General features: G+C 60.8%; 19 protein-coding genes, 1 tRNA gene and 2 pseudogenes. 7 read left to right on the forward strand and 15 right to left on the reverse strand.

Going from position 1 to position 21,805, the window contains the following annotated elements; all coding sequences use genetic code 11:
• Positions 1 to 79: 79 nt before the first annotated feature.
• The 5 genes from YY7_RS52015 to psrA form a co-directional block, all read right to left on the reverse strand.
• A complete protein-coding gene (locus tag YY7_RS52015) occupies positions 80 to 1,036 on the reverse strand; it encodes an alpha/beta fold hydrolase (protein WP_080663750.1) in 957 nt (318 codons plus the stop codon).
• 14 nt (positions 1,037 to 1,050) lie between these two features.
• Positions 1,051 to 2,277 carry an MFS transporter gene (locus YY7_RS0118150; RefSeq protein WP_245287313.1) on the reverse strand — a complete coding sequence of 409 codons (1,227 nt, stop codon included), beginning with the start codon at positions 2,275 to 2,277 and terminating at the stop codon, positions 1,051 to 1,053.
• A 184-nt stretch (positions 2,278 to 2,461) separates the two neighbouring features.
• Positions 2,462 to 3,910, reverse strand: a complete 1,449-nt coding sequence (gene phnY / locus YY7_RS0118155) for a phosphonoacetaldehyde dehydrogenase (RefSeq protein ID WP_028164486.1) — start codon at positions 3,908 to 3,910, stop codon at positions 2,462 to 2,464.
• Positions 3,911 to 3,926: 16 nt separating this feature from the next.
• Positions 3,927 to 5,168 carry a phosphonoacetate hydrolase gene (gene phnA, locus YY7_RS0118160; protein WP_028164487.1) on the reverse strand — a complete coding sequence of 414 codons (1,242 nt, stop codon included), beginning with the start codon at positions 5,166 to 5,168 and terminating at the stop codon, positions 3,927 to 3,929.
• A 40-nt stretch (positions 5,169 to 5,208) separates the two neighbouring features.
• Positions 5,209 to 6,339 (reverse strand): iron-containing alcohol dehydrogenase PsrA, encoded by a 1,131-nt coding sequence (psrA, locus tag YY7_RS0118165; protein WP_028164488.1) that lies wholly within the window; start codon positions 6,337 to 6,339, stop codon positions 5,209 to 5,211.
• 79 nt (positions 6,340 to 6,418) lie between these two features.
• Here psrA and YY7_RS52020 point away from each other — a divergent pair, with 79 nt between their 5' ends.
• Positions 6,419 to 7,306: a LysR substrate-binding domain-containing protein gene (locus tag YY7_RS52020; RefSeq protein ID WP_035690426.1), complete on the forward strand. Its 888-nt coding sequence runs from the start codon at positions 6,419 to 6,421 to the stop codon at positions 7,304 to 7,306.
• A 1,099-nt stretch (positions 7,307 to 8,405) separates the two neighbouring features.
• On the opposite strand, the gene YY7_RS60430 is transcribed toward YY7_RS52020, so the two are convergent.
• Complete coding sequence (locus tag YY7_RS60430; protein ID WP_155255227.1) at positions 8,406 to 8,555, reverse strand: hypothetical protein; 150 nt, start codon at positions 8,553 to 8,555, stop codon at positions 8,406 to 8,408.
• Positions 8,556 to 8,752: 197 nt separating this feature from the next.
• Here YY7_RS60430 and YY7_RS0118190 point away from each other — a divergent pair, with 197 nt between their 5' ends.
• Together YY7_RS0118190 and YY7_RS60435 are read left to right on the forward strand one after the other, a co-directional pair.
• Positions 8,753 to 11,284, forward strand: a complete 2,532-nt coding sequence (locus YY7_RS0118190) for an autotransporter-associated beta strand repeat-containing protein (RefSeq protein ID WP_028164489.1) — start codon at positions 8,753 to 8,755, stop codon at positions 11,282 to 11,284.
• Positions 11,277 to 11,495 carry a hypothetical protein gene (locus YY7_RS60435; protein ID WP_155255228.1) on the forward strand — a complete coding sequence of 73 codons (219 nt, stop codon included), beginning with the start codon at positions 11,277 to 11,279 and terminating at the stop codon, positions 11,493 to 11,495. Before YY7_RS0118190 ends, YY7_RS60435 begins: the two co-directional genes overlap by 8 nt.
• A 425-nt stretch (positions 11,496 to 11,920) precedes the next feature.
• Here YY7_RS60435 and YY7_RS52025 read toward each other — a convergent pair whose 3' ends face one another.
• The 7 genes from YY7_RS52025 to YY7_RS0118220 all read right to left on the reverse strand — a co-directional run bounded on the left by YY7_RS52025 (position 11,921) and on the right by YY7_RS0118220 (position 17,596).
• Positions 11,921 to 12,418 (reverse strand): alpha/beta hydrolase family protein, encoded by a 498-nt coding sequence (locus tag YY7_RS52025; RefSeq protein ID WP_051396784.1) that lies wholly within the window; start codon positions 12,416 to 12,418, stop codon positions 11,921 to 11,923.
• 470 nt (positions 12,419 to 12,888) lie between these two features.
• Positions 12,889 to 13,167, reverse strand: coding sequence for a hypothetical protein (locus tag YY7_RS60440; protein WP_155255229.1), 279 nt, complete (start codon positions 13,165 to 13,167; stop codon positions 12,889 to 12,891).
• Positions 13,168 to 13,484: 317 nt separating this feature from the next.
• A tRNA-Glu gene (locus YY7_RS60445) sits at positions 13,485 to 13,552 on the reverse strand.
• A gap of 175 nt (positions 13,553 to 13,727) precedes the next feature.
• Positions 13,728 to 14,801 carry a relaxase/mobilization nuclease domain-containing protein gene (locus YY7_RS0118205; protein WP_028164490.1) on the reverse strand — a complete coding sequence of 358 codons (1,074 nt, stop codon included), beginning with the start codon at positions 14,799 to 14,801 and terminating at the stop codon, positions 13,728 to 13,730.
• On the reverse strand, positions 14,798 to 15,316 hold the full coding sequence (locus tag YY7_RS0118210) for a MobC family plasmid mobilization relaxosome protein (protein ID WP_028164491.1): 519 nt from the start codon (positions 15,314 to 15,316) through the stop codon (positions 14,798 to 14,800). Before YY7_RS0118210 ends, YY7_RS0118205 begins: the two co-directional genes overlap by 4 nt.
• Before the next feature lie 424 nt (positions 15,317 to 15,740).
• Complete coding sequence (locus tag YY7_RS52030; protein WP_245287314.1) at positions 15,741 to 16,676, reverse strand: ParB/RepB/Spo0J family partition protein; 936 nt, start codon at positions 16,674 to 16,676, stop codon at positions 15,741 to 15,743.
• Between the two features lie 35 nt (positions 16,677 to 16,711).
• A complete protein-coding gene (locus YY7_RS0118220) occupies positions 16,712 to 17,596 on the reverse strand; it encodes a ParA family protein (RefSeq protein WP_245287315.1) in 885 nt (294 codons plus the stop codon).
• A gap of 606 nt (positions 17,597 to 18,202) precedes the next feature.
• Between YY7_RS0118220 and YY7_RS0118225 the strand changes: the two genes are divergently transcribed.
• Together YY7_RS0118225 and YY7_RS52035 are read left to right on the forward strand one after the other, a co-directional pair.
• Entirely contained in the window at positions 18,203 to 18,463 is a 261-nt protein-coding gene (locus tag YY7_RS0118225; protein ID WP_028164493.1) for a WGR domain-containing protein, read from the forward strand.
• A 106-nt stretch (positions 18,464 to 18,569) separates the two neighbouring features.
• Positions 18,570 to 18,873 (forward strand): annotated as a pseudogene (locus tag YY7_RS52035) (HU family DNA-binding protein).
• A gap of 16 nt (positions 18,874 to 18,889) precedes the next feature.
• On the opposite strand, the gene YY7_RS61920 reads toward YY7_RS52035, so the two are convergent.
• Both YY7_RS61920 and YY7_RS0118240 read right to left on the reverse strand, forming a co-directional pair.
• Positions 18,890 to 19,033: a hypothetical protein gene (locus YY7_RS61920; RefSeq protein ID WP_196237283.1), complete on the reverse strand. Its 144-nt coding sequence runs from the start codon at positions 19,031 to 19,033 to the stop codon at positions 18,890 to 18,892.
• A 62-nt stretch (positions 19,034 to 19,095) separates the two neighbouring features.
• Positions 19,096 to 19,407, reverse strand: coding sequence for a DUF736 domain-containing protein (locus YY7_RS0118240; protein WP_028164494.1), 312 nt, complete (start codon positions 19,405 to 19,407; stop codon positions 19,096 to 19,098).
• Positions 19,408 to 20,108: 701 nt separating this feature from the next.
• On the opposite strand from YY7_RS0118240, the gene YY7_RS0118250 reads away from it, so the two are divergent.
• Positions 20,109 to 21,398, forward strand: a complete 1,290-nt coding sequence (locus YY7_RS0118250) for a DUF2235 domain-containing protein (RefSeq protein ID WP_245287316.1) — start codon at positions 20,109 to 20,111, stop codon at positions 21,396 to 21,398.
• 191 nt (positions 21,399 to 21,589) lie between these two features.
• Positions 21,590 to 21,790, forward strand: a pseudogene (locus tag YY7_RS63220) (hypothetical protein).
• Positions 21,791 to 21,805: the final 15 nt, after the last annotated feature.

Raw genomic sequence — 21,805 nt, forward strand, 5'->3', positions numbered from 1 at the left:
CGCCGTCGCTCGCCAGCGCTGCGCTTGGGGCGAGCGAGCGACGGCGGCTCCGAGGGGATGGCTTGGCCGGACCCCATGATCAATTTTGCTGAACTTGACGCACAGAACTGCTTCCACAATCCCGAACGGTCTGGAGGGAGGCCAACCCGCTGCCAACCTTCCACAGGTCGCACACCGCCTGCGCCCATTCGGCCGGGCGCTCCTGCGGCAGATTGTGGCCGGCATCGCGGAAGACACGTCGCTCGAAAAACCCTTCGAATTTGTGCGCATGATGGGCGGTGCCGCGGTTGACGCCGTCGGAATCGCCGTCAATCGCGATCGTTGGCACGGAAATCGGCGGCTGCGCAGCAAGCCGCTGCTCGATCGCCGCATAGGCGGGGTCGCCTGCGACCAGCGCATAGCGGTGCCGGTACGAATGGATCACGACGTCGACGAAATCCGGATTGTCGAAGGCGACCGCGCTCCGCGCAAAGGTCGCATCGTCAAAGGCCCATTTGGGCGACCACATCGACCAGAGCTGTCGGGCGAAGCCTGCGGGGTTGCGTTCGAGCGCGCGGCGACCGCGCTCGTTGTGAAAGAAATACTGATACCAGAGCGCGGCCTCCTCCGGCGGCGAGGCCGGCTCCATGCTGCCCGCGATGTTTTGAATGTTATAGGAATTGCCGGAGACGAGCCCTACCACCCGCGCCGGATGAAGCGCCCAAACAACACAGGCGGCGCGCCCGCCCCAATCATAGCCACCGACCACCGCGCGCTCGATTTTCAGCGCGTCCATGAAGGCAAGGAGATCGGCCCCGAGAGCCGCCTGCTGGCCCGAGCGCAGCGTCTTGTCGGAGAGAAATCGCGTCGGCCCATAGCCGCGCAGCCAGGGCACCATCACCCGCGCGCCAGACTGCGCAATGAGCGGCGCGGTCTCCGCATAAGCGTGCACGTCATAGGGAAAGCCGTGGCCCATGATGCAGGGCCAGCCGCCGGCCGCACCATATTCGCAATAGGCTATCTCGAGGACATCAGTGGTGACGGACTTCTGCGGCATGGCGTCGACCTCTCTTATCGGCGGATGAAAGAGGCAACCACCGCGCTGGCGCCTGCGCAAGCGGCAACAACCAAGAAGACAAGCGACGTCTGGTTGTGTGCGTCCATGAAGCGCCCGATCACGGGTTCACCAAGCCCCGCGAACAGATAGGCGAAGAAATTCATGCCGCCTGTCGCCGTGCCTGCCCGCTTGTGGCCGACCAGATCGGGACACAATGCCCAAAAGGATGACTGCGGGCCGTACGTGAAGAAACCGCACAGGAACAGCACCGCGATTCCGAGATAAACCTCCGAGGTCGGAATGGTGTACATGCAGAGCGACGTGATCGCCGCCAGCACCATATACAACACGATTGCGAGATAGCGGCGCGAACCGAAGAGCTTGTCCGAGATCCATCCGTTGCTGAATGCACCGACCGCCATGCCGACCGGCAGAGCAATGCTGATCCAGCGCGGATCGATGACGGATGTGGTGCCGGCCTTGGCCCAGTTGCTGCCGAGGAAGTGGACCGGAACCCACACCAGCAGACCGTAGCGAGCGGCGTTCTGGAAGCCGATCGCCACCCCTGCAATGAGCAAACGCCAGGTCGAGAGGACCGCCTTGTAGCGGATCAAGGAGCTCTCGTTATCAGTGATCGTTTTTTCGCTCGCCTGAACCTCGTCCGCCTCATCGTGCGGCGAGGTAAAGCCCATATCCTCGGGCCTTTCGCGAGCGATCAGATAGAAGGCTATCCCGCCCAACAGAAGCAGGGCAACAGGAATGCGAAAGATCCAGCGCCAGTCGAGCCGAAAATAGCCGACTACGACCAACGAAGTGACAAAGGACAACACCGACGCGAGGCCGGCAGCGAAGGTGTAGAGGCCGTAGACGGTACCGCGCTCGTGGCGTCCCCACCAGTTCGACAATAGCCGGCTGCCCGGTGCCCAGCCCATCGACTGGAAGTAGCCGTTGATGCCCCAGAACACTGAAAGGCTCAAGATCCCAGTTGAAAGGCTCGTGGCCCAGTTCATGATAAACGAGAGGATCGCGCCGGCGCTCATCACGCGGCGGCCACCAAACTTGTCGCCGAGATTGCCGTTGATCGCCTGCCCGATCGCGTAGCACCAGAGCAGTGCCGCACTGGCCCACCCTAGCGCCTCCTTGCTCACACCGAACTCAGCCTGGATGCCTGGAATGGCGAAGCCGAAGGTCTGGCGCCCGGTGTAGAAAAATAGATAGCAGAACATCGCAGCGAGCAGCATCCGCCACTGCGCGCGCCGAAATGACGTTGCGATTTCCGGGTTCTGTATCCCGGCCGGGCTGACGCTCGCAGGGCTGAACGTAATTGACATCAGAACACCTCCCTTTTTGCACTGATTGCCTTTGGATTACCGGCGCCGCTGTTCTTGTTGTTCGGCGCGCCTCCCGCTTCGGATGGACGCGCTTCTACGCGGGCCAGGGAAGCGAATACGTCTTGACGTTGGTGAAGCTCTTGATCGCCTCCTGCACGCCTTCCTTGTAGCCGAGGCCCGAATCCTTGATGCCGCCGAACGGGGACATCTCGATGCGATAGCCGGGCACCTCCCAGACGTTCACGGTGCCGACGTCGAGCTCGTTGACAAAACGCGTGATGTAGTCGAGCCGATTCGTGCACACGCCGGAGGACAGACCGAACGCGGTCGAATTGGAGATCCTGATCACGCTATCGATGTCGTTGGGGACACGAATGATCGGAATTACCGGACCGAACGTTTCCTGCATCACCAGTTCGCTGGTATAGGCGACGCGATCGACGACCGTCGGCGGATAAAGCGCGCCCTCGCGGTCGTTGCCATGGAGCAGTTCGGCGCCGTCCTGCACCGCGGCGCTGACGCGGCGCTCGAACTCCTTGGCCGCGCCTTCATGGATCACGGCGCCGACGTCGACCGTCGGATCCATCGGATCGCCGCATTTCAGGCCGCGGGCTCTCTTAAGGACCAGCGCGGCAAAATCATCGGCCACGGCCTCGACGCAGAGGATGCGCTTCACCGCCGTGCAACGCTGTCCGGAATTCTTGGTCGCGCCCACGACTGCCAGCTCAGCGGCTTTCTCGAGATCGGCGTCCTCCATCACGATCAGAGGATCGTTGCCGCCGAGTTCGAGCACCATGCGCTTGTAGCCGGCGTTTTCCGCGATGTGCTTGCCGACCCGCACGGAGCCCGTGAAAGTCACGAGGTCGGCATCCGGATCGGTGATCATCGCGTCGCCCATCGAATGCGGGTTGCCCGTCACCACCGACAGCATTTCGGGCGGCAGCCCGGCTTCATAGAGCACGTCGGCGAGCGCGAGCGCGGTCAGCGGGGTCAGCTCGGTCGGCTTCAGCACGACACGGTTGTTGGTCGCGATCGCCGGCGTGATCTTGTGGCTCACCATGTTGAGTGGATGGTTGAACGGCGTGATTGCCGAGATCGCGCCGAGCAGCGGCGTACGTGTCGTGAAGATCTTGCGCGCCTTGCCCTGCGGGCTGATGTCACAGGAGAACGTCTCGCCGTCGTCCTTGATCGCAAGCTGGCCGGCGAATGAATAGACGTCGTAGGCACGACCTGCCTCGTAAAGCGAATCTTTCCAGCACAAGCCGGATTCGGCCGTGATCAGGCGGGCAAATTCCTCCTTCCGGCGCGACAGGATGTCGGCGCTTTTGAACAGGATCTGCTGACGCTCGTAGCGCGACAGCTTGGGCTTGAATGCTTTGGCCTTCGCAAAAGCCTGGCGGACATGCTCGGGTCGCGCAGCGGGCACCGAGCCGATCGCCTTGCCCGTATAGGGATTGAAGACCTCGACCCGTTCGTCGACGTCGATACGCGCCCCTGCGATGCGCATCTGCTCATGGCGGACGGGTGGCGTCTGGATATTCATGATGGTGTCCTCCACCTTACTGGATGCGATTGAGCGCGACGTCGAATGCGTCGAAGTTTCGCAAGAGATGGCCTGGAGGAAGCGTGATCTTCCGGTTCGCGATCAACGGAACGCGTTCCTCGGTCAGACCGCCGTGCGACCTCAGCCGCTCGGTCAGGCCTGAAAGATCGTGGCGATCGCGGCTGGTGCCGAGCACCTTGTGCCTCGACGAGATGATGACGATGTCGCCGATCCTGTCGGCGGGGAGCTCGAACCGTGCGCAAGCCTCCTTGCGCGTCAGCGCGAGCTCGACGCCGTCGACATCACGCAACCTGGGCAGCAAGTCTTCAACAGAGACCTCGCCGGTGTAGACAGTCGCAAACGAGCCGAGCGAGCCGTGATGGGCGACATAGGGATCGGTGATCGGGAGAATGACACGCGTGTTGCCCTTGCCGATCCACCGGTCCACCAGATCCTGGAGGTAGATGACGTCGGGCTCACCGTTGGCCAAATGCTTGTCGTTCATCCCGTGGTCGGCGGTCGCGACAATGTTGCAACCGAGTGCATCGAGCTTCGCTAGATAGAAGTCGATCATCGCGTAGAAGTCGTTCGCGAGCTTGGTGCCGGGCGCAGTCTTGTGCTGGATGTAGTCCGTCGTCGACAGATACATCAAGTCGGGCCGGTGGATCTCGATCAGCTTGACGCCGGCGGCGAATACGAACCTCGATAGATCCGCGGAGTAGACCTCCGGCAATGGCAGACCCACGAACTCGAGAACGTTATCGATCCCGTTATCCTTCACGGTCGCTTGGTCGGCTTTCTCCGAAGAAAAGGCGATGGCTCGGCCGGTGGAGTAGTCCAGTCCGTCGGCCAAGAGCGCGTGCAGCTTGTCCTTGGCGGTGACCGCCGCGACCTTGTAACCGGCGCTATGAACGCCGGCAAGGATCGTCGGAGCCCGCAGGAAGCGGGGATCGTTCATCATCACCTCGGTGCCGCTGTCGATATCATAGAAATAATTTCCCGCGATGCCGTGGATCGCCGGCGGTCGTCCGGTGATGATCGAGAGGTTGTTTGGATTGGTGAAGCTCGGAATGACGCTGCTCGCGTGAACATGCGCGCCGTCCTTCATGAATCGCGCGAAGGTCGGTGCCAATCCGGCCTCGATCGCCTTCTCGACATAGCCGGGCTCCGACCCGTCGAGACAGATCACGACCGTGGGCCTCTCGGGTGCCTTGTAGGCGCGACCGTTTACCGAGATGGTCTTTCCATTGGATGTCATTATCGCTCTCCTTTGCGCTCGCTTCGGCCCGACGCGCTGCTCAGGCAGTTCTGGCCTTCGGCAACCGCGCTACCTGCGACGCCTCGATCAATCGCTCCCGGGATCCGAGGAAATTCCTGCCGCGCTCGCCCTCGAGTGAGTCCGCTATCAAGGCATGCCACTCCTGCCGGTCGATTCCATAGGCTGCCGGATCGCAGGAAATCCCGAGCATGCCGAGGAAATCCTCCAGATCGTGGGCGCCCTTCACAAGGTCGTCGCCGAAGATTTGTTTCAAGCTGTTCTCGCAGAGCCCGCCGACGCCCCGCACGCTGCGCAACACCATCGGCAGGGAGAACGAGCAGGCGATGCCGTGCTGCACGCCATGGTGCAGCGTGATGGGATAGGACAGTGAGTGGGCGATCGCGGTCTTGGTGTTGGAGAATGCCAGCCCGGCGAACAAGGCCGCCATCGCCATCCGGCTGCGCAGTTCGAGGTTACCGAGATCACGGACGAGCCTCGACAGTACGTCGAGAACCTCGCGCGCGGCCACGACTGCGTGGTTGGCGGACACGGGATTGCTGTTGACGTTCCAGAGGCTCTCCAGGGCATGCGAGAGCGCGTCGAGACCGGTGCTGACCGTGAGAAGTTGCGGCTTGCCCAGCATCAGGCGCGGGTCGATCACCGCGTGGGTGGGATAGAGCGAAGGGCACGCCAGCGAATATTTCTTGCCGTTCGCCTCGTCCCAGAAGGTGCCCCAGCATGTGACTTCGCTGCCGGTGCCTGCGGTGGTCGGCACCGCGATGATCGGGATCGCCGAAAGACGCTCGGCGCCCTGTTGCGTCTCGAGATAGCTCCTGACGAGCGCAAAGTCGCCACCGGCGGCAGCGAACACCTTGGCGGAGTCGATGACGGATCCGCCGCCAAGCGCCACGATCACGTCAGGCTGTTTGCGGAGGCCAGCGAAACGCGCGGTCTGTTCGGCGAGCAAGCGGTAGTCGGGATTGGGAGCGACGTCGCGGATGACCAGAACCGGAGCACCGGCGTCATCCGCCAGTCTGCGTTCCAATTGCTGAAAGACGGGCTCGCCATAGGTGACCAGCGCGTAGGCTCTCTTCCCGATCAGGGAAGCGAGCTTTGCGAAACTGTCGACGCCGAATTCAATCTGGACCGGGTTCGTGTATTTCCAAGCCATCGCGCTTTCTCCGTTTTGCGCGAGGCTACGGCCTTTCATACTATTGACAAATTCATTCTACAGATGCGTTCTATTGATTATGTCAATAGTCTTCAGCCAGCTACGCGCCTTTCACGCCGTGGCGGAACATGGCGGCTTTACCGCGGCGTCGCGCGTTCTCAATGTCGGCCAGCCGACCCTCACGATTCAGGTCAAGGAGCTCGAGCAAACATATGGAATCGAGCTGCTGATAAGATCACGGCGGACGGAATTGACCGAAGCCGGCAAGGCGCTGTTCGAGATCACTCGGGGCATCATGAAGTTCTGCGACGAAGCGCACGACTTGCTGGCGGCTCACGGAAAGGCGACCAAAGGTCATTTGCGAGTCGCAACCGTCGGCCCTTTCCACGCCACCGAGATCATCGCCGCCTTCAAGCGTGCCCACCCTGACGTCCAGATCTCGACGCTGCTCGCCAACTCCGAACGAACCTTTCGACACATCATTGATTTCGAAGCGGATGTGGGAATCCTCGCGGAGGTGCCAGACGAGGATCCGCGCGTAAAGATGATTCCCTATCGGACTCATCGGGTTGTTGTGTTCGTCAACCGGGATCACCCGTGGTTCACTCGAAAATCGGTGAAGCTTCGCGAACTGGTCGATCAGCCATTCGTGTTGCGCGAGCGTGGCTCGACAACACGCCGCGCGTTCGAGGCAACGCTGCGCGCCAAGGGGCTTGAGATCAAGCCGGTCTTCGAAATCGAAAGTCGCGAGGGCGTATGGAAGGCGGTCGAGCGTGGTCTTGGCATCAGTGTGGTGGCCGATTTCGAGTTTGTGCCGCACCCACGCTTGCGCGCCCTTGAAATCAGTGATCACGCCATCAAGACGCGCTATAGCATTGCCTATCACGTTGACCGCGGTCATTCCCCGATCATCAAGGCGTTTCTTGATACGGTTCGACGAATGAAGAACGTGGACAGCAAGAAATGACTTTCTCGCTCACGGTATCCTTACCTCAAACTGAACGCACGATCCGCCCGACGGCTCAGAACCTCTCACTTCAAGTTCGATCGATTCGGCGATTTGACCGCATTCCAGTCCGGGAACCGTGGCGGACTGAGCCAGCTCCTTTCGCGAGGTCGTAGTGCTGCTCACAGCAAGGGTCGCTGGCGGCGTCTCGGTAGAATCTAAGGCGCTGCCGATCACACTTCCCGCCTGCTACAGATCTTCGAAACGTTGCGGCTTCTGCACTACACTATCTCATCCAACTCGTCGCTCGGCCTTATCTTGACGGCAGTCATGCCGCGTGCCCCGTGTCCGCCGGAGCTGACGGCCGCACCGGTCAGGTCAGACGAGATCGTGGATTTTTTCCGTATTCGCTCTGTTGCGCCGGTCATCGTTTTGCGCGCAACACGCGATGTGGTGGACAGGCAGTCCAGTGGCTCACTGCAATGCCATTGTCCAAAATCGTAGTCTAGCGCACAAAAGCGTAGTTTTGGTGCCCAGGGAGAGAATCATACGCAACCACCGGCACGGCAAACCGCTCTTTATCCTTAGCATGGTGGCGTGAGCGCTTTAGCATAGTGGCGGAAGTCTGCTGCAGTGCCATCGTAGGAGCCCATTTTCCTGTTGGAGGGCAGCTTAAGTCGCTAGGCGTAGACTAGCCGGGCGAAACGACAGTTAGGTGGTCCCCTCTTGGGAAAGTCGTTTCACTTCCGGACTGCGTTTGGCCGAAGAGTATTTTGCGGCTGGCGGCGTGGCATGACAGTTGTACTCCGAAGGTGGAAGCCAAACTTTCGAATCGTGTCGCGCGCGCCATTCGCCTCGATGACTTATCCGGTTATCTCGATGTTGCCGCTCCGGTTGGGCAGGCAGGGGTTAGCGAGCGGCGCATCGGGCGACATAGTCTCACTTGTGAACGCCCCATCTAGAAGAGAAGCCGAGCCACACCCCGATCCGCCGAAAACGAAACCGAAGCGCTAACATCGAAAGTGGCGCGAATCTTCTGTCTTCGGCGAAGCACACGCTCGACGTCCGTCGTCGCGACGAAATCGATCCACGACTCGAACGCCGATAAACGCCAGGGACGTCAGGCGAGCAGCGGCTCGGATTTCGCGGCCACCGCGAGAAGGCCGCCCGCGCTAAGTGTTGCCGTCGCGACCTCGTCGATGGTTCCGAGATGGTCGATCACGACGGAGGATGGGCGGGCTTCAGGGTCTTTTCGAAACCGAAAGAGCATTTTCTCGTCTGAATTTTATAGATGTAGATGACAATTCACTCGATGTAGTTACCTACTCGGACACCAAAGCACTGAACATTCGCAAACTGAGTTGTTGAGAACTTTCCTTCGCGCGGAAAACACCTTCGCTTCTGCTTAGATACTCCCAAGAATTCATCGTGCCGAACCCCAGCGCGATACCGGTCGGGAGGAAATCCATGCGGCGGATCAGGCGGAATCTTCGCGCGGTCGGCCTCGAACCAATCGCCGCTGGGCTAGAGGTTGGGCTGAGCGACAAGGTCACCACCACGCCGCTGCTTGTTCAGGACGGCTTCGGCTATGGCGGCGCAGAGCTTCCGGCCGATGGTCTCAGTTATTGCGGGCCGACCGCCGCTGCGATGTCATTGCTTTGGCTAGGCAAGAACGGCTGGAGCCAGATCGGCCCCGCCGCCCCGGCGCAGTCCGATGCGCTCGACCTCGACCTCCTGCTCGCGGGCCTGGCTGATACCTCCGCCTTGGGCGGCACATACAGCGACAACCTCCAGAATGCGGTTGCGGCCTACCTTAACGCTGGCGGGATTCCGTCGAGCGCATTCACCTATCCGTCCGGGACCAATCAGCCGTCCGTCGACCTCATCGCCCAACTCAACCAGAGCCAGACCGTCGTGACCCTGCTGCTGGGCTGGTACACGCCGGTCAGCGCCGGCAGCAGTACATATCAGCGTGTCGGCGGCCATTTCGTTGCCATTCTCGGGCAGCAACAGCCCAATCCGGAGGATCTCATCATCGGCAATCCGTGTCCGAGCTCTCTCGAATCGGTGCCGGACCTACCTGCATTCGCCCTCCAGACGCTCCCGACCTCGAATTTCACCGGCACGAGCGCGGACCTCCCCGCTCCACCTACCTCAGGCACGTTTTATCTCCAATTTCCGGACGTAACCTGGTCCGGCTCGACGCAGGCTGTCACGCCGGTGCTGGAGACTGTCTTTGCGCTGACCGTCGCCATGTCCGAGCAGTCCCGCAACGGGCCCACCCCCGCGTCGTGGAGCTTGGACACCGCGCAGACCATCGACACCAATGGCGCGCCTTTCAGAGTCCTCGCACCGCTCGCCGGCGCCGGCGGCCTCATCAAGCAGGGGGACGGCGCCCTCACGCTGTGCGCGTCCAACGCCACCACAGGTCCGAATCAGATCGCCGGAGGCTCGCTCGCATCGGCTGAGATCTCAGGCGCGTTCGGCGCTGGCAGCATCGCCATGAGCGGCGGGGCGCTCGTGGCCGATCCTGGCGGGTCAGGAGCCGAGGTCGCACTGGCCGTGGCGGGCGGCCAGAACGCCCAGTTCTCATTCAGCGGCTCAACCGTGCTCCAGCTTGTAATCGGCGAGAATGCAGGCCTCGCCGTGACGCTCGGTGGCCCAGCGTCCACGGGTGGTCCGGGGCTCGCGCAGGCCGGTTGCGGCGCGCTCATGATTTCCGTCGATGCCGGCGCCGCCGCGCTTGGCGCGGCCTGCACGTTGTCGGTCCCTGCCGGAATCGGAAACCTCGCGTCGTCCCCGATCATCGCGCCGTCGATTGTCGCGCAAAGTCCCCAGTCGGCCGGCGCCGTCGATTTCCTCACCTACGGCGAGAGCGGCTTTGTCCTTCCGAGCTACACGTCCTCGACCCAGACAATCATCAACGCCGCTTCCGCGTCGGACGTCTATTCTGTCGATGACGCGCAGACCCTCGAAGCCGAAGCGATAGCTTCCGTCTTCGCGCTGAAAGCAGGGCAATTTGAAGTCGGCGCGGCGGGCGCGAATGCTGTCTTGAAGGTCGGCCCCCAGCAGGCCGGCCAGACGGCCGGCGTGATCCTCAACGGAGCCACCCTTACGGGCTTCGAGCTTGTTCTCGGCGCGTCGGATGCGGCCGTTTATGCGAGCGGAAGCGCTCTCGTGGAAGCTGTGATCTCCGGCTCGGGTCAACTGAACTTCTTCGGCCCCGGTACGCTCCGTCTCACGGGCGCGAATGTATGGACCGGCGGCGTCCTTGTCCTGTCCGGCACCCTCGGGGTGAACAACCTCGCCGGGTCGGGAACGGGGACCGGGCAGGTGGCGGTCCAGGGCGCCGGAATTCTGAGCCTCGAGGGGACTGTCTCCGGAGCAATCTCCGCCGAGGACGGCGCAACCGTCATCCTGCAATCCGGAACGGCGGCGAGCAGTCTCAATGTCGACGCCCAATCAACCCTTGCAGGCGTAGGTCATGTCGCCGGCTCCGCGACTATCGACGGCCAAATCCTCGCCGGATCGTCGCCCGGGTCGGTCGAGTTTCAAGGCGCCGTCACCATGACCGGAACGACGATCTTTGCTTGGACGCTGTTCGACCTTGAGGACGACTCGACCGTCGGGCAAGATCCTCAATGGAACTCTCTCACCTTCACCGGCGTCGGCAATACGCTGATCCTTGGCCAAAAAGACAATTGGGTCGCCGTCATCCTCGACATGACCAAGCTCGGCTCCCGAGATCCGAACTCGGATCACGATTTCTGGACGTCGTCTCACACCTGGACGTTGTTCCACTCTGAAAACACCGCGTTCGACAGCATTTGGTACGGGCTTCTGCAGCCCCGATTCAAGGCGGGTTATTTCTTCCTGACGCACGACCCCAATTACCAATTCATGTATCTGACTTTCACGCCCTCTGTCGTCGGTTGTTCAGAACTGCGAGGACCAGAGGGCGGGTATGTTCGGCCGGCGAAATCAAATTGCCGTGGCTGACATCCTGAAGCAGGCGACCCGCGCCGCTTCCTATGTGGCCTCCCATGAAGACACTGCCAAGCATCGTCCGCCGTTCCGAGCCGCACATCAGCAAGCGATGCGTTCTAGAGCGTTTTCGAGCGAAGTGGACACCGGTTCGCGTGAAGAAAACGCGTCAAAACAAAAACCTAAAGCTTCGGTTCTGATTCCATCAGAACCGAAAAAGCTCTAGGCTTATTCGGAGATCGTATCTTAGCCGAAAGCTTCGGCTCGACGAAAAGCCAGCGGCCTGTGGCTCTGATACGCAAAGGTTAGCCACCTCGCGGCGGCAATGACCGGGCCCCATGCTGGGCTATGTACGAAGTCGCGAGAGAGTATCTACGGCGCTTCCGTGCGCGCCGCCGCTGAACGCGCGGCTCAGGTGCGCAACGAGACCGATCGGCTTGCCTGTGATCTCTGGAACAAGCGTATGCTGACCTTTCAGGGCCCGCCAGCCCTCGCCGACGCTCGCCCAGGCCCTAAACGCCGGCTACGGTTCGCGTGGAGCACAGGAAACTAGCCTCAATGATTGATCTATTGCTCGAAGCCAAACCAGCAGCGGGAAGCCGCCTGCGGGGATAACCGCGGCGCAATGATTTATACGAGACGGTCGAGCTGTCACTTGCTTTTACCCGACCTTTTATCATTGCCCAAGACGTCACAATTGTTCGGTGGCTGCGCGTCAGCGAACCGATCACCGAGCCAGCTGATAGCCTCGTGCGTACTCGCCTGCGCCGCTCGACCGTGGCCGATGTTAGGCAGAATCAGCATTGCGACCTTGCTGCCAGCGTTGCAGAGCTCCGCGGCATACGACCGTGTCGCCTCGGGGCTCACGATGGCATCCTTGTCGCCTTGCGCCAAAAAGACCGGAATTTCAGGCGGCAATGTCGTGGGCGTGTTCTTTGCAAGCAGGGACCGCCAGCGCTCGATCTCGGCAGGACCCTTCGTGGTCAGAAAGTACTGCTCAAGCGGCTTTTCAGTACGCTGACGAACGACAAGATCAAGCGGGCCTTCGATGCATTCGCGGGAGAGGCGGTCGATTGTAGGGGTGGCGCGTGGATCGAGGATTTTGTCGACCGGGGCGCCATAGACGCGCTGCCATGACCAGAGCGTCATAGCCGTGATGTTCTTGCCGCGCGCCGTGTCGATATTGTCGCGTTCGACCGGCTCTATGCCTTCGTCATCGTCCGGCTAGACCGCAGGAGAGCCCATCTGGATCAACGTCACAGCGAACCCGACGGCCGAATGGGTGGCTCGTCAAATAACCGAAGCATTTCCTTTGGGATGAGGCTCCGCACTACCTCATTCGCGATCGGGACCGGATCTACGGGAGCGCGGGCCGGCTTCGCTCCACGGCATCCGAGACAAGCCTACCGCACCAGCCTCACCCTGGCAGAACGGCTTTGCCGGACGGCTGATCGGATCGATCCGGCGCGAGTGTGTGTGGACCACATCATTGTCTTGGGCGAAGTACATCTGCGCCGTATTCTGCAATCGTACGCTCGCTGCTACAACGACATCAGAACGCATCGATCCTTGGATAAGGATGCGCCGGTCTCTGGCCAAATTCAGCGAATTGGAGGCCATCAAATCGCACGCCATCCTTGGCGGACTTCACCATCATTACGTCCGGGTTTGAGTTTTTCGATATAGACAGCCGTTTGGTCTGGCCCTGAACCGAAAGCACACTTTGCCGCGAGATGATCCGCTCTCAGAGGCAAACCTGACGTTTGCGGATAGGTTGCCGGCACAAAACATCCCAGATGCAGCGCCCGAGCTGCCATCATCGAGCGAACACGATCGCAGAAAACCGTAGAACCGCGCAGGAAATCGCGGCCAAAAGTAGCGCCCGTGATGATACTCATCACTCATCGTGAATAATGAACCCCTACAATCGATTGGCTTAGAGCCGACTGCGCGCACAATGAACTTTTCATTAGCGTGAAGTGCCCGATGACGTTGAATCGTTGCCGTAACCGTTGCATTGGTAGCCTTATGCATCTTTTGGGGCCATCTTCTTGAGCTTGAGGCGGCAAACTAGTCGCTAAGCAAATGTGGTCGTGGTCAGGCTCATCCGGCGAGCAAGACGGAAGAGGCTTGGCGTGGGCTGCATGGGGCAAGAGGGCGTAGCAGCGAAGCGGAGGTGACCTCGGAACAGTTCTACCTAAGTGCCTGAGTTTGCTGGCGCTCCCTAGGGGAATCGAACCCCTGTTTCAGCCTTGAGAGGGCTAAGGCTTATACTGGCTTGCTGCGACTGATCAGAGCGGGACGGCAAAAGCCGCCGATGGCATGGGCGCGATGTCGTGAATCCGAAGAAGCTGAGGTCGCAGCCGTTCCAAGGATTGGATTGCAGTCCGAGTTAAACCCGAGCGCTGCGACAATTTGCGACAGTGCGGTACCCAGGTTTTGTAATTCCTGCGTTCGCCTATCTGGTCGGCTCATCGCCTCGTGTTTTGTCGCGCCCATCTGCATGAACGTCCTGCACGTCTCGCCGCCGGCTACTGGCTAGCTCCGAAAGCTGGCTCTGCAGCTCATTCCGGCGAGTTTCGACAGCCGGCATGTCCTCGACGAATTGCCGAACTTGGCGAGCCAACTCGTGATCTGCTGCCACTTCAGAGCGCTGTAGCTCGGCGGCATAATCGAGATAGCGCCGCCTGATGGCGTCCTGACTTGACTTAATCAGTTCATCCCAGGCGTGTTTGGCAGTCCTGCTGCCTCTCACCTCCGACAGCACCTCCTTCCGGGCGAGCCGATCGACATCAGGCGTGATCTTTCGCTTGCGCATAGCGAGGACCGCCCCGCGGTCGGCCTTTCGAACCCGTCCGCGGGTTCGCCGCGGCGTCGCCTCCGCCGCGATCCCGCGAAGCCGGAGTTCGCCAGCAAACCGCTCCCGCCAGGCCTGAAGATCCGCCTTGCGCGGGTTGAGGCGCTTGCCGTCGTGGCCCAGCGATCGAACGGTCAAGTGCACATGGGGATGCTTGTCGTCGAGGTGCTGGACGAAGACGTAGTCGTGATTGTAGCCAAATGTCTCGATCGCAAAAGCTCTCGCTGAATCCTTGACTGCGACTGCGTCGGTTCCCGCCGGCATCGACAAAATAATGTTGATGGAAAGAGAGCTATCGCGGCGGCGCTTGTCGTCGAGGCCGGCATCATCCTCCCAGCGTTGCTGCAGATCTTTCAATCCAGAACGGCCCGCAAGGGTCACGCCCTGCTCTGATTCCGCATCGAGCTCGCCGTTTCGCGTGATGTAAGCCAGGTGCGACTTGAGATGCGCCACACTCTTGGTCCGACCGGTAATCTTGACCATCACCTCCGGTGCTCGGCGTACGATACGTTCGAGCTTTGCACGCATCGCCTGCGTAAGGCGGGCAGGCGCGGCGGGATCGGGGACATCCCACTCAGCACGTCGTGGGCGCCGATTGGGCGTTTCCCAGACATACGAGATCGGCGGAAGGTCGGAGGCCAGGTCGGTCGGCCGCGGCGAGTAGCGCCGGCTCATCGCCGTCTATCCCAATAATCGGCGTTGCCGTGCAGCGCGCTACGCAATTGCGCAAGCTCTTTTTCGATGACCAGTTTGGCCTCTTGAATTACGGATAGATCGGGCTCAACCGCCCTGCCCCGCGGCACACTCGTGTTTGCGGCCCGCGCGATCTGGTTGATGTTGCCGCCGATCCGGTTGAGCTCGCGCACGATTGCGCGGAGCGCCTCATGCTCGTTCGGGGAATGCTGCACTGGCGACGACAACCGCGAGCGCACCAACGCAACAATCCAGCCGGTTCGCGTCATGCCACGCTGATGGGAGACCTCCGCCAGCTGACGCATCTCGCTCTCGCGAAACCGCACCGTCACCTTCTCCGGACGTCCGACCGGCAATGCTAAGATGCGCGGCGATGGCGCAGCCAGTGCATCAGCAATGAGACGCCGCAGCAGCGCGGATTTGCCGCCCCGGGTAGCTGCGAAAGCTGAGAACTCCGACGCAACCTGGTCGGAGACGCGAAGCGAGATCAGAGCCATGCACTCCAATCCCAATCGCGATGTAATACATCGCTGGCGCGAAGCCTATCCTGCACTAGAAAACGCGAATCCCTCCACCCCCTCCATATTGGTTCAAACCATCGAGCTCGGCAGTCAAGGCTCGGCGGCTGCCGCAGGTGCGATCCAACACAGTCGACGATCGATGAGGAAAGCTCTTTTGGGAATGGCGCAGCCGTCGCCCTTAATGCTTGCCCTCCCCGAACACTGTGCGGGCGGATTCGCAACATTGGCACCGAATATGTGGACCGCGGCTTTCCAGCAGCCTCCGGCCTCTCTACAGCGCTGTGGGGGGCGCGTTCGGCCTCCGGCTGCTGCGCTAGCGCGCCATCCTTCGGATCGGAAATCCGCTCCGCCGGCGCACCAACTGGAGCAGTGCTTCCGAGGAGGCTGTCTAAGAGCAGCTTCATGCCGATAGGATCTCTTCGATTGTGATGGTCGATGCTGGAACCTCTTCCGCTACTTCTGCGCCATCGATCAGCAGCACGGCATGGCGTGAGCCTTGAGACGCGAGCCGATCGACCAGAAGACAGCCCCTGCGATCTTGGTGACGTACTCTTATCGTCAGTGATGTGCCCATTCGCTCGCTCCGATCGACCGAAGAGTTGGGGAGCTTTCCCGCGGCAGCCGCCTCACGGCCTCTCTCTCTGGGTTGCGATGCCACTTGCGGTGCGACCGGGCCTCGTAGTGGTTGAGCTCCAGGAGCCCCTTCGTGATCAGCAGAGGAACCGCGGACTTTCGTGCGAACTTCGCGGGCCAGTTGGCGGGCGTGTGCGTCGGTGAAGCTTTCCTGTGCTGCGCATAAGGCCTCGACCGCGTTGGGCTGCTCACGCCAGGCTTGGTAGAGTTCATACACAGCACGGATTGATGAGCCGGCAAGCTTCGACCGAAGGAACTCCGGCATATTCTGAACCGACGCGTAGCGAGACACCCAGTCCCTGGGCTTACCGAGCTTGCGCGAGATGTCAGCTTGGTTGTCACCCTGCTCCAAGCGGTCCGCGATGAACGCCGCTATTTCTGGGGCATTGAGGTCATCGCGCTGGATATTCTCGATCATCTGGAGATAACGATCCGCAGAACCAGCGGCATGAACGAAAGCCGGCATGTCACGGAGCCCGGCGCGCTTGGCAGCACGATACCGCCTTGCTCCCATGACGATCACATACCGGCCTTCGTCAGTCGCTTGCCGCAGCACGATCGGTTGCAGCACGCCATGCTGACGGACCGATTCCGCAAGCTCCTCGAGCTTTTTGTTCGTCGAAGCTGCGACGGGGCTGGTCCGGATCTTCGTCAATACGGTCGATAGAGATGCAAGTCGGTTGCCCGATTGTGGCGGCACCATCTTCCGCGGCGGCGATGAGCTGCTTAAAGCTGAGATCAAGCGCCATGTGCCGACTCGTCCATCTGCGCGACGATCTTGGCGAGAACATCCCGGATTTCCCGACCAGCCTCCTGCGCAGAGCGGTGCTTCAGCTTCCAGACCGGCAGGCGTTCCGCGACGGCTTCAGCGTAGCCGTCCCTAGCAACGATCTGGCCCGGGAACACATATTTGCCAGCCTCGCGCAAGAGTTGCTCAAGATGAGTCCTTTGACGAGGCGACTTCGTGTTGAAGTTCGAAGGCAGCAACCCGAGGAACTTCGTATCCTGGCGGCCATAGCGCCTCTGCACGCCGATCACGGTTTGCATCAGACCTTTGACGCCCCTGATCGAATAGTCCTCGAGATAAATCGGGGCTAGCACATGCGAGGCCGCAACCAAGCAACCGACACTGCGAAGTCCAAGTGATGGCGGCGTATCGATGACGCAGGCATCGAACTGATCCGAGGCGATAGCGAGGTTCTCTTGCAGAGTCGTTATGGCGACCGCGTTGCTGCGATCGAGATCGGTCAGTGAGCTATCGGCCGGCGCGAGCGTTAGGCCTTCGTCGTCTCGAGGTACGACCCGTATCCCCGGCCTGAACAAATCCGTGGCTAACGTTGAACCGGCGTAGTGCCTCAGCGTATCCGACGCATTGCTCTGCGCATCGACGTCGATCACGAGAACGCGGAGCTTCGTTTCCGCCATGAACCAAGCCAAATGCACAGCAAGTGTCGTCTTGCCGACCCCGCCCTTTTGATTGTTGATGACAATGGTCTTCATATTAAGGTCCGAAATGAGCCTGACGGCGCGAGAGTCATATTCTCGTCCGTCATGACATGTGGGATGTTGGTTTGAACCAACAGCGGATTGCGAATCCGATCGTGGGACGATCCCCAAATTCATCCGGCGAATCCGCTGCCAGAAGAGTCAGGTCTCCATAGTCCATCGGGACGAACAAATTCTGGCAAGCGAGACTGGGCTCATGCTCGTTGCTGCGGCACGGTCGCGAGAGGATCGTCACGCGAATGCGCGGAGACCATTGTGGGCTCCGGGAGCGTCGCCGCGGCGGCGCGAGTAGAGCCGTCCCCGGAGGGGCTCGCCCAAGCGGACATTGCTGAAAGAGTGGACCCGCTGGATACGAATTCTTCTATGCGACGACTATCTGCATCGATGGGAATACGTTCTACCTGTCGCGAAAAAGATTCGTTTCGCCCTTCTCGAGGCCGCCCGCTGTAGCGACAAAGTCGCCAATCTGCCAAACACTGGCCGTAGGAAGCCTTGAATCAAAGGCCGATCTCCTACCGCATGCTATTGCGATAAAGACCGGCGCAGGCCGAGCATTGCGACGCGCGCGTCCCGATATCGAAGTCTCCGTTGAGGAAAGGTCTAATCCGGCGACGGATCCCCGCATTTCCAGCGCAATTGACCTATCGACAAAATGAATCGATCTACCCGGTCGATTCATAAAACTCATTGGACGGCTCTTGCGAAGAAAGCAAGAATCCGTCCGTGCCGAAACCCGAACCAGAACCGCTTCATCTGCGCCGAATCGATGCCGCTCGCAACATGCTGCGGTTTTATGCGCTATCGACGCAGCCGACCTTGTTTGGAGAAATGTCGCTGATCCGCAATTGGGGCCGGATCGGCACGAACGGCCAGACCATGGTGCAGACCTTCGATGGCAGTGCAGAGGCGGTCGAAGCGTTCGAACGGCTGGAGCGTGCCAAGCGGAGGCGCGGTTACGCTGCAGCGGACGGAAACCTGTCATAGCCTTACAATTTTTCGGGGACTGCGGCTCCGCTTGTGATGTCGGCTCTATCTGTTCCACTGCTTTGGCGTCAGACGAGCAAAATCGAAACAAGACGGAGTTCGTCTCATGACGACTGCCAATGAGATCGCCGAAAAGATTGCAGCCGAGAACGACCTGAAAGGCTCAGGCGAAAACAATCGTCGATAGCGTGTTCAAGGCGATCGCTGATGCGGCCGCGAGCGGAGCCGAGACGAGTCTTCCCGGGTTCGGCAAGTTCAAGCTCAAGGATAGCCCCGCCCGTGAGGGCCGCAATCCGTCGACCGGCGCAACGATTGCGATCGCAGCTTCCAAGAAGCTGACCTTTACGCCGGCCAAAGCCATCAAGGATGTTCTCAACGGAGCAGAGGTCCCTAGCGAAGGTGCGACGTAAGATGCAAGGCAAGGGGTTATGCCCCCTCCCCGGCTGCGAGCGCTTCGTTGCGTTGGCGGATGAGTTCAGCCAGCTCGCGTTCGAGCGCCTTGCGCTCCGCCGGCGTGAAGACGCATTCGCGCAGCTCGGCGCACAATTCTTCAAGGGTGTCGATGGTCATGATCGCATCTCCTGTCGAAGGAAAGCAGGCCCCGCCTTGCGGCGGAGCCCGCTTGCTGAGCTTCAGTCCCGGTTCGGCCGGGACCAGATCAGCTGGAGGCCCTCGGCACCCTCGACCTCGGTCAGGGTGGCGTAGATCGGAGCGGGGAAGCTCGGATCGTCCAGCTTGACGGAGAGGTAGTCGCGCTCGGTCTCCTTGGCGGTCTTCTGCCAGGCCGCACCCAATTCGACGTTGCCCGAGTAGATGCGGAAGTGCGGTCCCTTGTCGGAAGGATTTTCGACGCGGATCAGCTTGGCCTTGACGTTGAGGTTGAGCGTCTTGATCGCGCCGGAGAAGCCATTGTCCGTGGAGGTGAAGGTGCCGATGGTAGCCATTGTCTCATTCCCTTGGTTTTCTCGGGCCGCGCCTATCGCGACCTCGATGGCGGTCGTGAGACCGGAGGCGATCGACCTGCACCCAGAGGGCCGAAATGAAATGGAGGGCGGCCGGCAGCGACTTTCTTGGACCGCGAGGAATGGTGCGCAGCACCAGGGGAAGAAAGTCGAGGACGGACGTTGCGGGGACAAGATCGAGAGCCCGCGAAGCGGGATCGGCCTCCGGTCAGACCAGCCTCTATCGAGGACGCAGATGGGCGCGCCCATCGGGAAAACACATGGAATGAAGACAGGCGGCCCAATCGGTTCAGCCATTCGGATCGTAATGCAACGGGCGTAGGAGCAAAACGCAGTTCACCTTAAGCAGGCCAACTAGGTGCCGCGTCATCACTTGCAATGGAAATTGCACTGTCAGCAATTCGGCGCACCTGTCGAAGTCGCCTATGCCGCCATGGGACGCTGCTTGTAACTCATTGTTTGGCTCGTTGGAGCACCAGGATCCCGACCTCGCGTCCAGTCGCTGCCGTCCGCGTCGAATCCGTCTGCAGCCGCGGAAGCGTTCCCTGCCCGCCGGGGCCACGCGCCAAGCTTCATGAGCAATACGAGTAACTATGGATCTACTCGCGGCGGGGTTGACGACAAGCCCTGCCGAGGCCGAATGAGTTCCATCCTAACCACCCCCAAGACCATCGAGGTGAGGAATGAAAGTTTGGCACTCGGTCTGGCGGATCGCGCACTCGATCATTCTCCTGGGCGTGGTGGCTGTGATGATCGCCATCGGCGTCTTCATCGGCCGCCCGGGTGAAAAGGGCGGCAACCAATCTAGCCTCGCCAGCGTGGATCAGCAGCAGCAGAAGCGCTTGGCGGTCTTTCTCGACGGTACGTGGAATAGCGTCGACACCAACACGAACGTGTGGCGCATGCGCTCTCTGTGCGCGCCGACGGGCAAGGACGGCAAGCCTCAATTGATCTACTATTCCGTCGGTGTGAACGGCTTTCTGGGCGGTGCCTTCGGGCAAGGACTCGATGATAACATCCGCCTGGCTTACGAGTGGCTGATCGAAAACTACCGGGACGGAGACGAGATCTTCATCTTCGGCTTCAGCCGCGGCGCGTACACCGCCAGAGCGCTGGCGGGCCTGATCGCCATCGACGGATTACTGCAGCAGGGTTCGCCGATCGGCGTGAACGAACTCTTCGATCGCTACAAAAGGGGCGATGAGGAGACGATCTGGAAGCTGAAGGAGATCGAGGCGGCCCGCGATATCGCCAAGATATCTGACCAAGAGAAGTGGCTGCTCAAATACGCGCGGCCTGTAAACGTCAAGGTGGTGGGCGTGTGGGATACCGTCGGCTCGATAGGCATCGCGGCGGGCGATTTCACCGGCATCAGCACTTCGCAGTTCGACTATCTGCAGACAGGATTGCGTCTTCCCATCCAGAACGGCTATCACGCGCTCGCCATCGATGAGCATCGCGCCAAGTTCGCGCCCACGATCTGGGATGTCCATCGCAGCACCGCCAAGCCGCGACCGCTTTCGAGCGTCGAACAACGTTGGTTTGTGGGCGCGCACGCCAACGTCGGCGGCGGTTACGAAACCGATCTGCTCGCGCAGCCCCCGCTGCGCTGGTTGATGAAGAAGGCGGAGTCGCAGGGGCTGGCTTTCCGGTCAAAAGTCGATCTGGACGGCGACGCTGTCACCGCGAAGATTGCAAACTCCTACAGGGCGTTCATGTACGGCGCCTACCAGATCGTCTCTCCGCGGCCATTTTATCGAACTATTGGCGCAGCGCCGGACGTGCGCGACGACGGAACTCACACCAACATTAACGAGACCGTCGACGCCAACGTCTTCAAACGATGGCGGGCCGATCCGACCTACCGGCCGCAGAACCTCGTGGAATGGGCTAAGCGCAAAAACGTGGATCCGGGCCAGCTGCAGAGCTCAGTCCGCGCCGACGATCCCAGCGTAGCCGTGGCCGATCCATAGCAGTTCGGGGCGGCAAAGAAATCGTGACGTGCACGAGCGGCTTCACGGCGTTCCGGAAAGAACCCGCTCGGCCACCAGGCCCACGCCTTCGACGATAAGCGCCGAAATCTGTCCGAATGCGTCCCGCTCGCTTGACGCGCAGCGCGTCAAGATTGAAATAATCCCTTCAGTGAAGTTGCGGGGGTAGCGTCGTGGAAGATTTCTACAGGGGCTTCGCGCAGCGGGCGCGCGATTTGGCCGAAAATGCGGACCCGTTCACCAGGCGGCGGCTGCTCGACCTAGCCCAACGATAGGACCTGAAGAGCAGACCAGAATCCACAAGCGGTCGATCCATCCCGCCCCCGCGTGCGACGCCGCCCACCGTCCTGTTTTCCAGCTCCGGCGAAGCTTAGCGAATCCCATCCTGG

The sequence above is a fragment of the Bradyrhizobium elkanii WSM2783 genome, from assembly GCF_000472865.1.
Classification (GTDB): domain Bacteria; phylum Pseudomonadota; class Alphaproteobacteria; order Rhizobiales; family Xanthobacteraceae; genus Bradyrhizobium; species Bradyrhizobium elkanii_A.

What these genes read in the sequence shown, in the direction of transcription:
- YY7_RS60440 (WP_155255229.1), bottom strand. Translation starts at nt 13,167, where the DNA reads ATGAGTATCATCACGGGCGCTACTTTTGGCCGCGATTTCCTGCGCGGT.
- YY7_RS0118220 (WP_245287315.1), bottom strand. Translation starts at nt 17,596, where the DNA reads ATGAATTTGGGGATCGTCCCACGATCGGATTCGCAATCCGCTGTTGGT.
- YY7_RS0118240 (WP_028164494.1), bottom strand. Translation starts at nt 19,407, where the DNA reads ATGGCTACCATCGGCACCTTCACCTCCACGGACAATGGCTTCTCCGGC.
- phnA (WP_028164487.1), bottom strand. Translation starts at nt 5,168, where the DNA reads ATGACATCCAATGGAAAGACCATCTCGGTAAACGGTCGCGCCTACAAG.
- YY7_RS0118210 (WP_028164491.1), bottom strand. Translation starts at nt 15,316, where the DNA reads ATGGCTCTGATCTCGCTTCGCGTCTCCGACCAGGTTGCGTCGGAGTTC.
- YY7_RS0118150 (WP_245287313.1), bottom strand. Translation starts at nt 2,277, where the DNA reads ATGCTGCTCGCTGCGATGTTCTGCTATCTATTTTTCTACACCGGGCGC.
- YY7_RS52030 (WP_245287314.1), bottom strand. Translation starts at nt 16,676, where the DNA reads ATGGTGCCGCCACAATCGGGCAACCGACTTGCATCTCTATCGACCGTA.
- YY7_RS0118250 (WP_245287316.1), top strand. Translation starts at nt 20,109, where the DNA reads ATGAAAGTTTGGCACTCGGTCTGGCGGATCGCGCACTCGATCATTCTC.
- psrA (WP_028164488.1), bottom strand. Translation starts at nt 6,339, where the DNA reads ATGGCTTGGAAATACACGAACCCGGTCCAGATTGAATTCGGCGTCGAC.
- phnY (WP_028164486.1), bottom strand. Translation starts at nt 3,910, where the DNA reads ATGAATATCCAGACGCCACCCGTCCGCCATGAGCAGATGCGCATCGCA.
- YY7_RS60430 (WP_155255227.1), bottom strand. Translation starts at nt 8,555, where the DNA reads ATGCTCTTTCGGTTTCGAAAAGACCCTGAAGCCCGCCCATCCTCCGTC.
- YY7_RS52020 (WP_035690426.1), top strand. Translation starts at nt 6,419, where the DNA reads ATGTCAATAGTCTTCAGCCAGCTACGCGCCTTTCACGCCGTGGCGGAA.
- YY7_RS0118190 (WP_028164489.1), top strand. Translation starts at nt 8,753, where the DNA reads ATGCGGCGGATCAGGCGGAATCTTCGCGCGGTCGGCCTCGAACCAATC.
- YY7_RS52015 (WP_080663750.1), bottom strand. Translation starts at nt 1,036, where the DNA reads ATGCCGCAGAAGTCCGTCACCACTGATGTCCTCGAGATAGCCTATTGC.
- YY7_RS0118205 (WP_028164490.1), bottom strand. Translation starts at nt 14,801, where the DNA reads ATGAGCCGGCGCTACTCGCCGCGGCCGACCGACCTGGCCTCCGACCTT.
- YY7_RS52025 (WP_051396784.1), bottom strand. Translation starts at nt 12,418, where the DNA reads ATGACGCTCTGGTCATGGCAGCGCGTCTATGGCGCCCCGGTCGACAAA.
- YY7_RS61920 (WP_196237283.1), bottom strand. Translation starts at nt 19,033, where the DNA reads ATGACCATCGACACCCTTGAAGAATTGTGCGCCGAGCTGCGCGAATGC.